We start from the raw sequence: 12,523 nt of genomic DNA on the forward strand, positions 1-12,523 counted from the left end.
TGTTCCAGATGTTGGCGCAGCAGAACGTGGAGGTCCTCAACACCGTCTTCGAACACCGGCCCGCCTCGGCACGCAAGATCGTGGTGACCTGTCCGCACTGCTTCAACACCCTGGGCAACGAATACCCCGAGTTGGGTGGCCAGTTCGAGGTGGTGCACCACACCCAGTTGCTCAACCGGCTGGTGCGGGAGCGGCGGCTGGTGCCGGTGGCGCCGTTGGGGGAGGACGTCACCTACCACGACCCGTGCTATCTGGGGCGGCACAACAAGGTGTATTCCCCGCCGCGGGAGCTGGTCGGGGCCACCGGGGCGACGTTGCGGGAGATGCCGCGGCACGCCGACCGGGCGTTGTGTTGTGGCGCGGGTGGGGCGCGGATGTGGATGGAGGAGCGGGTCGGGAAGCGGATCAATCTGGAGCGGGTGGACGAGGCGTTGGGCACCGCCCCGACCAAGATCGCTACGGGGTGTCCGTTCTGCCGGGTCATGATGACCGACGGCCTGACCGCCCGCCAGAACGAGAAGGCCGCCCCGGAGAGCGTCGAGGTGCTCGACGTGGCCCAGCTCCTGCTGACCGCCGTCAAGCGCGGCCAGGACGGCGGGAACGGCTCCGGCGACCGGACCTCGGTCGCCGAGGCCGCCGCCGGGGACTGAGCGGCGACAACCACACCGACCCGATGACGAGCGGGGCCGCGGCCGGGACACCGGCCGCGGCCCCGCCGTTTTCGTCGACCGGCGGATCCCCGCGTCGCCGCGACAACCGCCCGGTCGACCCCGCGAGCGTTCCTTCTCCGCTCCCGTTCCCCCTCTTCCGCACGAATGCCCGGCCCCTCTCGACGGGCGGGGAAACCCAGGGCGAAAACGGGTTGGCGGCCGGTGCTAGCGTCCTCGAACGTCAGGCTGTAGCCGAAACTGGGAGCAGCGCGGTGCTCAGCAGCGAGGACGACCTCTCGGAGTGATCCCGAGGGTTCCGACGTCCTGGAACTCGTAGCGCTTTCACGCGCCCACGCCGCGCCTCGCGAGCGACGCGACGCCGGCGTTGGTCTCCGTCACCCGTTCACCGGTCGTCGCCGCGCCCCCTCCGCCCCGTCCGCCGTCCACTCCGGACATGGGCCGGGCCCCGGCACGACCACGCCTGTCTCGTGAGGACGCCCATGTTCGATCCCGCCATCGTCTGCACGCATCTCACCTTCCACTGGCCGGACGACACCCCGTTGTTCACCGACCTGTCCTTCTCCGTCGGCGCCGGGCGCACCGGCCTCATCGGACCGAACGGCGCGGGCAAGAGCACGTTGCTGCGCCTGGTCGCGGGCGAACTGACCCCCGCATCCGGCACCGTCGCCGTGCAGGGCTCGCTGGCCTACCTGCCGCAGACCCTGCCGTTGGCGGTGGACGGCACCGTGGAGGACGTCCTGGGCATCGCCCCCGTCCGCGCGGCGCTGCGCGCCATCGAGTCGGGAGACGCCGCGGAGGAGCACTTCGCCGTGGTCGGCAACGACTGGGACATCGAGGAACGCGCCCGCGCCGAGCTGTCCCGGCTCGGCGTGGGCGACGTCGACCTCGACCGTCCACTGAGGACACTCAGTGGCGGCGAGGTGGTCTCGCTGGGCCTGGCGGCGCGGCTGCTGGAGCGCCCCGACGTGCTCCTCCTCGACGAGCCCACGAACAACCTCGACCTGGCCGCCCGCGAACGGCTGTACGCGGTGGTCGAGGAGTGGCGCGGGTGCCTGCTGGTCGTCAGCCACGACCGCGCGCTCCTCGACATGGTGGACCGCGTCGCCGAGCTGGGCCCCTGGTCGGTCCAGCTCCACGGCGGGAACTTCACCGCGTACGAGGAGGCGGTCCGCCAGGAGCAGGACGCCGCCGAGCAGGCCGTCCGCACGGCGCGGGCCGACCTCCGCCGCCAGCGGCGGGAGGAGAGGGAGGCCAGGGAGCGCGCCGAGCGGCGGGCGGGGACCGCGCGGCGCAACCAGTCCTCGCTCGGGCTGCCCAAGATCGTCGCCGGTGCGCGGCGGCGGAAGGCGCAGGAGTCGGCGGGGCGCTCCGCGGACGTGCACGCCCAGCGGGTGACCGAGGCCAGGGACCGGCTGGCCGAGGCGAGCCAGCGGATCAGGGACGAGGCGAGGATCGTGGTCGCCCTGCCCGCCACCCGGGTCCCGGCCGGCAGCACGGTGCTGACCTGCGAGGGGGTGAACGTGGGGTTCGACGGCCGGGGCCGGGTGTTCGGCGACGACGGGTTCGACCTGTCGATCAGGGGCCCGGAGCGGCTGGCGCTGGTCGGGTCGAACGGCGCGGGCAAGTCCACCCTGCTCCGGCTCGTCCAGGGGAGCCTCACGCCGGACACGGGCGTGATCCGCCGGGCCGAGGGCAGGGTGGCGCACCTGACCCAGCGGCTCGACCTCCTCGATCCCGCGTGGACGGTCGCGGAGAGCCTGCGCCGGTTCGCGCCGGAGCTGCCCGAGACCCAGCTCCGGCACCGCCTCGCCCAGTTCCTGTTCACCGGGGACCGCATCCACCTGCCGGTGTCCGCGCTGTCCGGAGGGGAGCGGCTGCGCGCCACCCTGGCCTGCGTCCTGAACGCCGAGCCCGCGCCGCGACTGCTCCTGCTCGACGAGCCGACGAACAACCTCGACCTGGTCAGCGTCGACCAACTCGAAAGCGCGCTCAACGCCTACGAGGGCGCCTTCCTCGTGGTGAGCCACGACCGGGCCTTCCTGTCCCGGATCGGGATCACGCGGTGGCTGGAGCTGTCCGACGGCGCGCTCCACGAGGTCGGGGCGTCCAAGAACGAGCAGGACTAGCACCGATCACAGGGACTGACACCCTGTTACAAGTAGTGCTGTCTACTGGTCTACTGGTAGCGCTGTAGACCAGTAGACAGCACTACAGACCTGTAACGCTGTAGACCAGTAGACAGCGCCCAGCGGGACCAGGCGGTGTCCCCTACTGCGTTATCGCAGCCACAGGACGATCGCGGCGATGATGAGTCAGGGCGATCTGGTCGCCACGCTCCGGACAGACGAACGCGACGCGTGCGCGGCGCCGTGCGGGTTGACGGGTGCGAGTACGCCTCTCCGCGATCACCGCCTCCGGCCGGACACGGGGATGCCCCCGGTCCGGGGCGGGCAACGCGGATGTCGTCAAGCCGTGGCAGCGGTTGCGGGTTGTCCCCGCCCTGACCGGGTGGGACCAGGATCCGACCAGGATCCGCATCGGCAGTCCACGTCCGTCGACCGCGAGGTGGATCGTGGCGCACGGTCCGCCCCGGGACTGGCTGAGCCCTTCCCCGCTGACGGCGAGGGCCTCGACCCCGACAGCGGCAGCCCCCTTCTCCGGGCGCCGGCGGCGTGGTGGCGGACCCGGACCAGGCTGGAGTCAACGCTGGTGATCCACTCCATCCCGCCAACCGCGTCGTCCTGGACGATGACTCGATCGACGTTCACTCGATCGAGGACGCGCTGGTACGGAGTGCCGCGCTCCCGGGCCGTGCGACCCGCGCCCCGCCGGCCGCACGGCGCGCGTCGGGGCCGCCGACAACACACCGATGTGGACAGTCCACAGTGGTCAGTTGAGACCGGTCAGTCGAGGGGCTCGATCTCGTCCAGCAGTTCCCGGATCGCGGTGACCAGACGACGGTGTCCGGCCGGCATCACCGTCAGCCACGTCCCGTCGTCGCGGGACCGGCGGAGCTGCGCGTACCGCCCACCGGCGGTGTCGTGGAAGCCGACGACCCGCCTGGCGCGACGGCACGGGCCGTAGGCGTCGTCGACACTCGCCCCGAACTGGCCGAACCAGCCGGCCCCCTCCAGCATCCGCACCAGGGCGCGGGCGGTCGGCGCGGGCTCCCCCCGTTCGGCCAGCCGCTCGGCCAGCGCGCCGGGGTCGCCCGCGCAGGTGTCGACGGCGGCGTCGAAGACGTCCGCGCGCACGCTCAGCGCGTCGCCGGGCCCGGCGGGGACGTGGCCGGCGAGCGCCACGAGCTGGTCCACGATCTGGTAGTCCCGCAGCAGGCTCAGGCACACGTCGTCGGCGACGCGCACCGCGAGCGTCCCGATCTCACCCCGCACGGCGGCGACGGCGCGCACGTGCCGGTCCAGCCACAGGTGGGCGTCGACCGACCAGTGCCAGTGCGCCAACAGGTCGAGCGCGAGGTCCAGCTCCTCGGTCGGCCCCCGGTGGTCGGCGAACCCCCGCTCCCGCAACCTGGCCAGGCCGCAGGTGCTGACCCGCTGCCGCTCCTCCCAGGTGCGGCCCGGGCTGGGCAGGCCGAGCGGGGCCGGGGTCGGGCCGAGCCGGAGGTACTCCCAGCACACGTCCAGCTCGGTCACCGACATCAGCATCGACGGCGGCAGCCCGGCGGCGCTCACTGGCGCGCCGTCCGTCGGGGTCCGCCGGCGTCCGGCGCGTCCCGGAGGCGTTCTCCCGGAAGCACCAGGTACCGCACGACCTGCTCGCGTTCGTCCAACCGCGCGCCGCGCGGCACGGAGAGCCCACCGCCCGACGCGAGGACGGGCAGGTTCCCGAGCCCGGACGGCACGGACGGGACGGGCGGTGGCAGATCGGGGTCCGGGAGGTCCTCGCGGTGCGCGCACAGGCAGACGTCCGGGTCGCACCGGTCGGCGGCGCACCCGCGCGGCGTGGCCCCGTCGCGGGCGCCGGGCGGCGTGTCGGCCAGGGCGATCACCCGTGTCGACGGCGGCTCCGGCAACCGGGGCAGGGCTTCGAGGGCGCACCGGGCGGCGCTCTCGTACGCCTGGAGCGCCAGGGTCGCGGCGGCGTCCCGTTCCCGCTCCTGGCGCGCCCGCTCCCCCAGGTCGACGCGGCCGCTCGTCACCGAGGCGAAGCGCCCCAGGTCCGGCGCGGCGTCCCGGTCGGCCGGCGGCTCCGGCCCGGTTGGCTGGGCGAGCTGGTCCAGCGCGTCGCGCGCCTCCTCGAACCGCGCGACGAGGTCGTCCAACCGGGCGCACGCGGTGACGCAGGCGTCCTCGACCTCCCGCGTCCAGCCCCCGTCCGGGAGCGCCGGGCAGGCCACGGTCCCCGGGCCCGCGCCGGGCCAGTCCGCGCCGATCTCCCGGAAGGCCGACCGCAGGATCTCGTCCGACTCCGCCATCCGCCGGCCGACCTCGCGTAACGCCCGCTGGGCCTCACGCAGCGCCGGCGCGCCCGGCCCCGCCAGGAACCACCCCCGCTTCTCCCGGAGGGGGAAGCCCTCGAACCGGTGGAACCGCACCTCTGGCCCGCTCATCCCCGCCCCCTACTCCGGGACTGACGCCCCGGGGGACGACGGCGCGGCGTCGCCGTCCTGGCCGTGGTCGGCTCCCCGCCCGGACGACGAGGTGATCTCGTCCTCCGAGTAGCCGTACCGGCGGGCGGCCGCGGCGAGGTCGGCCGCGGTGGCGAGGAGGTTCTCGGTGTACTGCCACCACCGCGCGAAGTAGGAGTCCTCGCCGTCCCGCAGCCGGTGGGCGAGGACGCGCGCGGCGTCCGAGGAGACCGGGTCCTCCGCCAGCGGCGGCGCGGTCAGGTCCGACGCCACGGAGGTCAGCAACGCCCGCAGCTCCCGCGCCTCCCGCACGAGCACGGCCCTGGCCTGGAGGACGTTGTCCCGCCGCACGCCGACGATCCGTTCCCGGGGCGCCCACGCGCCGGAGACGACGCCATCGCACGATTCCACACCGGCCACGAGCACTTCCCCCTTTGTCGACCCCTCGACCTCGGCACGACCGTATCAACATCTTCACGGCCACGACCCGGAACACGGAAGTCCCCACGAGATCACCCGGATGGAGGGAAAGGAGGGGCCGGACCAAAAACGGCGGCGGCGACGGAATTGCGCCCCCACCGTCACCACCGCCTCTACCACGGGTTATGTCGCGGGACGGCGACGGCCGCGACACTGCCGCCCAGCCGGGCAGCACCGTTGCCCGGAGTTCCCCGGGCAACGGTCACACCTCGAAATCGGCCACCCCTGCTGCACTCGTACGAAAAGGGGTGTGACAGGAGGAGTAATTTCCCCGCCGACCAACAGGACTACCCCGGTGATTCGCGCCGCCCCTGGCGCGGCGCCATTACGGCGCCGATTCGCCCGCGACTTCCGGCGAAGGCCCCGTCCCGCCCGTCGGGGCGGCCACCCTGACCTCCGTGTCGACGCCGGGCACGACCCTGCCCCGCATCGCGACCCAGTAGGCCAGCCCCGAAACGGCGAGCCCGAGCAGCCAGGCGACGTCCGCCCCACCGAGCGCCGGCGCGACGAACCCGGTGAACACGCCGGGGACGTTGGCGAACGGGATCTGCACGAGCACGCCCAGGGCGTAGGCCACCAGCGCCGGCACGCACCACCGGCCGTAGACGCCGTCCGGGTCGTAGATCGCGGTGAAGTCGTACCGCTCCTTGCGCACTGCGTAGAAGTCGACGAGGTTGATCGCGCTCCACGGCGTGAGGAAGTAGAGCAGGAACTCCAGGAACAACACGAAGTTCCGCAGGAAGTCACCCCGGCCCAGCACGCCGACGGTGGCGCCGAGGGCCGCCACGATCAGCACGTAGGAGATCCGCGCGGCGCGGGACAACGCCACCCGACGCGTGAACGCCGTCAGCGTGGTCGCCATCGACATGTAGCCGCCGTAGATGTTGAGCACGTTGACGGTGAACTTGCCGAGGGCGATCGCCAACAGCAGCGGCACGACCAGGAACTCGGGGCCGAGGCCGACGATGTAGGCGACCTCCCTGCCCTTGAACGCCCCGCCGGCCACGGCGTAGGCGAGGGCCCCGAACGACATCGCCCAGACCGCGCCCAGCACGGTCCCGCCGTAGGTCCACCAGAACGCGGCCCGCACCGAGGTGGCCGACGGGAGGTAGCGCGACGTGTCGGCCACGTACGGGCCGAACGTGAGCTGCCAGGACGCCGTCAGGGACAACGCGAGCAGGAACGCCGGGAGGTCCAGGTGCGGGGCCGCGAGCACCGCGCCCACGTCCTGCGTGGTCACCAACCGCACCGACAGGTAGACGAACACCACGACCGACAGCGCCGAGGCGACCCAGCCGAACCGGTGGATGAGGCGGTACCCGACGATCGCGAACAGCGCGGACAGGCCCGCGTAGAGCACGATGCCGACGTCGACCGGCAGGCCGGTGACGCCCGAGACGGCCTGCCCGCCGAGCACGCTGCCGCTGGCGAAGAACCCCAGGTACATCACCACGACCAGCACCAACGGCAGGGCCGCGCCGAAGACCCCGAACTGCGCGCGGCTCTGGATCATCTGCGGCACCCCGAGCCGGGGCCCCTGCGCCGCGTGCAGCGCCATCGGCGCGCCGCCCAGGGCGTTGCCCGCGACCACCGCCACGAGCGCCCACAGCGGGTGCAGGCCCACCACGACGGTCAACGCGCCGGTGACCGCGGCGGTGATCTGCATGTTCGCCGCGAACCACAGGCTGAACAGACTGCTCGGGTGACCGTGTCGCTCCGACTCCGGAACCGGGTCGATGGACCGGCGTTCGACCTCCCATGACGCCCCGTGACCAGCCAAGGCGCACCTCCCGTCGCACACGTGGAGGGTCCATTCCGGACCATGCGGGGGACGAAAGGAAGTGGCCTGGCCCACATGCCGTCTCGCATCCCAGACGGGTGTGCGCCGGGCGGGCGCGGGCCGCTCGGCGGAACGGCCGGTCAGGACCTGAGGTAGTGGAGGACGGCGAGCACCCGCCGGTGGTCGTCCTCGGACGGCGGCAACCCCAGCTTGGCGAAGATGTTGGTGACGTGCTTCTCCACCGATCCGCCGCTGAGCGACAGCTCCCTGGCGATCGCGGCGTTGGAGCGGCCCTCCGCCATCAGGCCCAGCACGTCCCGCTCCCGCGCGGTGAGCGCCTCGACCACCGAGGACCGGGTGGTGCCGCGCAGCAGCCTGCTCACCACCTCGGGGTCGAGGACCGTCTCGCCGGCGGCGATCCTGGTCAGCGCGTCCACGAAGTCCCGCACGTCGGCCACCCGGTCCTTGAGCAGGTAGCCCACGCCCTCGGACCGTGTCGCGAGCAGCTCGGCCGCGTACCGGGTCTCCACGTACTGGGAGAACACGAGCACGCCCAGCTCGGGGTGCTCCGCGCGGAGCGCGATGGCCGCGCGCAGCCCCTCGTCGGTGTGGGTGGGCGGCATCCGGACGTCGACCACGACGACGTCCGGCCGGTGCTCCGCCACGGCCCCGCGCAGCGCCTCGCCGTCGCTGACGGCGGCGACCACCTCGTGCCCGCGCCTGGTCAGCAGCTCGACGAGGCCGTCCCGCAGCACCACGGAGTCCTCCGCGATCACGATGCGCATGGCGTGCTGGTTCTCCTCAGGTGTGCGACGGCAGCTCCACGGTGACCACCGTGGGTCCGCCGGGCGGGCTGTCGACCTCGATCCGTCCGTCCACGGTACGGACCCGGTCGGTCAGGCCGGCCAGCCCGCTGCCCGTGCCGTCGCCGCCCGTGACACCGACCGTGTGCGGGTCCGCGCCGCCCACGACCGCGCCGCCGACGACCACGCTGCCCACGACCGCGCCGCCGACGCCGTCGTCCGCGACCCGCACCCGCAGCACGCCGCCCCGCTGCTCCACGTCCACCGTCGCCAGCCGGGCACGGCTGTGCTTGACCACGTTGGTGAGCAGCTCGGCCACGCAGAAGTAGGCGATGGTCTCGATGGCGGCCGAGGGCCGGTCCGGGACCGAGACCCGGAGCCGCACCGGGACGGCGCAGTCCCCGGCCAGCGTGGCCAGCGCGGGTTCCAGACCGCTGTCGAGCACCGCGGGGTGGATGCCCCGCACCAGGTCGCGCAGCTCCGCGAGCGTCTCCTTGAGCCCGCGGTGCGCGTGGTCGACGAGCAGCCTCGCCTGGTCGAGGTCGGCCCTCCCGTCCTCGGCGTCGAGGGACTCCTTGGCCATGCCCAGCTTCATCGCCAACGCCACCAGCCTGGCCTGCGTGCCGTCGTGCAGGTCGCGTTCGATGCGCCGCAGCTTCGCGGCCGCGTCCTCCACCGCGTGCGACCGGGCCTCCTCCAGGTCGCGCACCCGCTCGCTCAGCGTCGTCGGGCCGAGCAGGCCGCGCAGCGGCACCCGGTCCAGCACCAGCACGCCCCTGGTGACCCACGGCGCGGCCAGGAGCAGGACGAGCCCGACGGCGGCCAGGACCAGCGCCCGGCCCCAGGTGTCGATCTCCCAGTCGAAGTTGGGCACGGCCATCCGCTGCCCGTCCGGCACCAGCCACCACCAGCCGAGGTGGCTGGTGAAGAAGAGGCCGTAGCCCCAGAAGGCTCCGGCCGCGGCGAACGTGACCACCGCGACCGGCAGTTTCAGCACCAGGTAGGCCATGGCCCGCCACCCGGCGGCGTCCCGGATGCCCGCGGCGGTCCACGACAGGAACCCGTGGCCGCGCGGCAGCGGCCGGGGCGGGCTGACGGTGAGCCCGAGCAGCCCTCGGGCGAGGCCGCGGTGGAGCCCACCGAGCCGGCGGGCTCCCCGCACGCTCGCCGACAACAACGGCATGCCCAGCGAGGTGATCCCGGTGATGACGCTGAGCAGCAGGGTGAGGACGGCGTAGCCGAACCCCAGCGCGCCCAGCGGGACCCCCACCAGCAGGTAGAGGAACTCCGCCGCCGCCCGGAGACGCCGGGAGGCCCGCGGCCGCGGGCCCACCGGGGTGCCGCCGGACGGCGGACCCGGTGGACCCGGCGGACCCGGTGGGCGCGCCGAGCCCGGCGGGCTCGGCGCGCTCGGCGCTGTCAGGGCGGCGCTCATCGTGGTCTCCCGGTGGGGTGGCGCTGTGGACGGCGTCCAGACTGCCGGACGCCGGACGCGCCTCCCACCAGGGAAGCAACCAACTCGACCGGGGGTTTCCCCCAGTCATCGGTCCGGGCAACCCCCGGGGACGTCCCTGGCGGGGCCGGCGGACGCCGGGACCCGCCGGGACGCCCCGGGGCCACGACCCCCCTCAGGACTCCCTGACCAGCTCCAGGTCCAGCTCGATCCGGACGGTGCGCCCGACGAGCACGCCCCCCGCCGCGAGCGGAATGTTGCCGCTGACCCCGAACTCCTCGCGGTCGATCTCCGTGTGGGCGAAGAAGGACGTCCTGGTGGCGCCCCACGGGTCGTCGCCGGTGCCCAGGTAGTCGACGGCGAGGGTCACCGGCCGGGTCACGCCCCTGATCTCCAGCTCGCCGACGACCTCGCCGCTGGTGGTCCCGGTCAGCCGCACCTCGGTGCTCCGGAACCGCATGGTCGGGTGCTGCTCGACGGCCAGGTACTCCTCGCCCCGCAGGTGCTCGTCCCGCTGCTCGTGCGCCGTGTCCACCGAGGCGGTCCGGATCGTCGCCTCGACGGTCGAGCGGGCGGGGTCCTCGTCGATCACGACCAGCCCGTCGAAGTCGGTGAACCGCCCCCGCTGGCGGCTGAACAGGTGGCGCACGGCGAACGCCACGGTGGAGTGCGTCGGATCGATCGTCCAACGCCCCGGCTCGGGTGCGGTGGAGGCGGTGGGCAGGGATTCGGTGGACACTCGGTCGCTCCTTCGTCGTCCGCCGCGGTGTGGGGTCGCCGACTCGCTCCTGTCGACCGCCAGGGGCCGCCGCCCCCTCCGCGGCACACCGTCCGTGTTCGCGCTGTGGCGCGGCCACGCCGCCACGCCGGCCGGGGCGCCGACGGGGTTCCGCGGCGCTCCGGCGTGAGGCGCGCGCCCCGAACTTATCGGAGCGAAGCGCTCCGATAAAGGGTTGGGCGCGACGGCGGCTTCTTCGTCACGTCCCGACACGGGATGATCCGGACACGGCGGACGCGCCAGACCCCGTCGACCCCGGAGGTGTTCGCGTGCCCCTTCCCTCGTTCCCGTCCCCGGGCCGGCGACGGGCCTCCCGTCGCGTCACGGCGCTCGTCGTCGCCGTCGGGTGCGCGCTCGGGCTCCACACCGGCGTCGTCGCCGGCGGCCCTGAGGCCGTGGCCGCGATGAACGCCACACAGGACGCCACGGACGTGCTCGCCGACGCCGTCCCCCACCCGACGCTCTCCTGGACGGACTGCGGCGACGGTTTCCAGTGCGCCACCGCCGCGGTCCCGCTGGACTACCGGGACCCGCGCCGCGACCACGTCGAACTGTCCGTGATCAGGCTGCCCGCGAGCGACCCGTCCCGCAGGATCGGCAGCCTGTTCGTGAACTTCGGCGGCCCTGGAGCGTCCGGAGTGGACAGACTCAGGGAGCGCGCCCGCTGGCCGTGGCTGTTCTCCGAGGAGCTGCGGGCCCGGTTCGACCTGGTGTCGTGGGACCCGAGGGCGATCGGCCGCAGCACCGCCGTGCGCTGTTTCGCCACCGCCGCCGAACAACGCGCGTTCTTCGCGTCGTTCCCGGAGATGCCCGGCGATCCCAGCGGGGAGCCCGCGTTCTACGCGCGGTCGCGCGAACTCGTCGAGCGGTGCCAGCGACGCGCGGGGCATCTCCTGCCCCACATGTCGACGGTGAACACCGCGCGTGATCTCGACCTGCTGCGTCGCGCGGTCGGCGACACGCGCCTGACCTACCACGGCATCTCGTACGGCACGCACCTCGGCGCGGTCTACGCGAACCTGTTCCCGAGCCGGGTGCGGGCGATGGTGTTCGACGGGTCGATGGACTTCCGGGGGAACGCCACCGGGCGCGGGGCCGACGGCCGCGCCAAGCCGGTCGACGCCCGGCAGGACGTGGCGACGGCCATCGCCGAGACCTTCGAGGAGTTCCTCCGCGAGTGCGTCGCCGCCGGCCCCCGCTGCGCGTTCTCCTCCGGCGACGTCCACGCGAAGTGGCGGGCGCTGGTGGACCGGGCGCGACGAGCGCCCATCACCGTGCCGAACCCGGACGGCTCGACGTCGACCTACACCTACTCGGCCCTGATCAACCTCGCGGCCGACCTCTCGGCCCCCTCGGACTGGCCGGGCATCGCCACGACGCTCCAGCGGCTGCACGAAGCCCCCGACCAGCCGGCGGCGACGCCGTCTCCGGCCGTCACGAACGGCGAGGACGGCGAGGACGGCGAGGACGACAAGGGTCGCGACGGCGGCGAGCCGTACCTCACCAACCGCACCGAGGCGTTCCACGCGATCCAGTGCGCGGACAGCCTGGTGCCCAGGGACCAGGCGACGTACAGCCGGCTCGCCGTGACGGAGGACGCGCGCGTCCCGTTCTTCGGCCGGATCGGGGTGTTCGACATGATGGGCTGCGCCTTCTGGCCCAGGGACGCGGTCCGACCCCACACCGGGCCGTGGAACCGCTGGACCGCCAACCCGATCCTGGTGATCAACAGCAGGTTCGACCCGGCCACCCCGCTGAAGGGCGCGCGGGACGGGCTGCGCGACCTGGCGAGGGCCCGGCTCCTCGTCGTGGAGGGCGCGGGGCACAGCACGATGCTCGTGCCGAGCACCTGCGCGGAGCGGGCCAAGCGTGACTACCTCGTCAGCGGCGCCCTCCCACCTCCCGGAACGACGTGCGGCGTCGACCGGCGGCCCTTCGACCCGGCGTGAGGCGCGGCGCCGGTGGGCCGA

Annotated in this window: 10 protein-coding genes; 3 read left to right on the forward strand and 7 right to left on the reverse strand. The window is 73.6% G+C overall.

Annotated elements, in window-relative coordinates; all coding sequences use genetic code 11:
* Together LX15_RS24455 and LX15_RS24460 are read left to right on the forward strand one after the other, a co-directional pair.
* Positions 1–650 (forward strand): (Fe-S)-binding protein (locus LX15_RS24455; protein ID WP_253671997.1); only part of this gene is annotated, 650 nt, incomplete at its 5' end.
* A 500-nt stretch (positions 651–1,150) separates the two neighbouring features.
* Positions 1,151–2,797: an ABC-F family ATP-binding cassette domain-containing protein gene (locus LX15_RS24460; protein WP_253671998.1), complete on the forward strand. Its 1,647-nt coding sequence runs from the start codon at positions 1,151–1,153 to the stop codon at positions 2,795–2,797.
* Positions 2,798–3,574: 777 nt separating this feature from the next.
* On the opposite strand, the gene LX15_RS24465 is transcribed toward LX15_RS24460, so the two are convergent.
* The 7 genes from LX15_RS24465 to LX15_RS24495 all read right to left on the reverse strand — a co-directional run bounded on the left by LX15_RS24465 (position 3,575) and on the right by LX15_RS24495 (position 10,514).
* Complete coding sequence (locus LX15_RS24465; RefSeq protein WP_253671999.1) at positions 3,575–4,363, reverse strand: ESX secretion-associated protein EspG; 789 nt, start codon at positions 4,361–4,363, stop codon at positions 3,575–3,577.
* Positions 4,360–5,241 carry a hypothetical protein gene (locus LX15_RS24470; protein WP_253672000.1) on the reverse strand — a complete coding sequence of 294 codons (882 nt, stop codon included), beginning with the start codon at positions 5,239–5,241 and terminating at the stop codon, positions 4,360–4,362. Before LX15_RS24470 ends, LX15_RS24465 begins: the two co-directional genes overlap by 4 nt.
* 9 nt (positions 5,242–5,250) lie before the next feature.
* Positions 5,251–5,679 (reverse strand): hypothetical protein, encoded by a 429-nt coding sequence (locus tag LX15_RS24475; protein ID WP_253672001.1) that lies wholly within the window; start codon positions 5,677–5,679, stop codon positions 5,251–5,253.
* Positions 5,680–6,064: 385 nt separating this feature from the next.
* Positions 6,065–7,519 (reverse strand): purine-cytosine permease family protein, encoded by a 1,455-nt coding sequence (locus LX15_RS24480; RefSeq protein WP_253672002.1) that lies wholly within the window; start codon positions 7,517–7,519, stop codon positions 6,065–6,067.
* Positions 7,520–7,659: 140 nt separating this feature from the next.
* On the reverse strand, positions 7,660–8,304 hold the full coding sequence (locus LX15_RS24485; protein WP_253672003.1) for a response regulator: 645 nt from the start codon (positions 8,302–8,304) through the stop codon (positions 7,660–7,662).
* A gap of 16 nt (positions 8,305–8,320) precedes the next feature.
* Positions 8,321–9,757 carry a sensor histidine kinase gene (locus LX15_RS24490; protein WP_253672004.1) on the reverse strand — a complete coding sequence of 479 codons (1,437 nt, stop codon included), beginning with the start codon at positions 9,755–9,757 and terminating at the stop codon, positions 8,321–8,323.
* A gap of 193 nt (positions 9,758–9,950) precedes the next feature.
* Positions 9,951–10,514 carry a YceI family protein gene (locus tag LX15_RS24495; protein ID WP_253672005.1) on the reverse strand — a complete coding sequence of 188 codons (564 nt, stop codon included), beginning with the start codon at positions 10,512–10,514 and terminating at the stop codon, positions 9,951–9,953.
* 308 nt (positions 10,515–10,822) lie between these two features.
* Between LX15_RS24495 and LX15_RS24500 the strand changes: the two genes are divergently transcribed.
* Entirely contained in the window at positions 10,823–12,502 is a 1,680-nt protein-coding gene (locus LX15_RS24500) for an alpha/beta hydrolase (RefSeq protein ID WP_308213514.1), read from the forward strand.
* Positions 12,503–12,523 lie beyond the last annotated feature (21 nt).

Source organism: Streptoalloteichus tenebrarius (assembly GCF_024171885.1).
Lineage (GTDB): Bacteria > Actinomycetota > Actinomycetes > Mycobacteriales > Pseudonocardiaceae > Streptoalloteichus > Streptoalloteichus tenebrarius.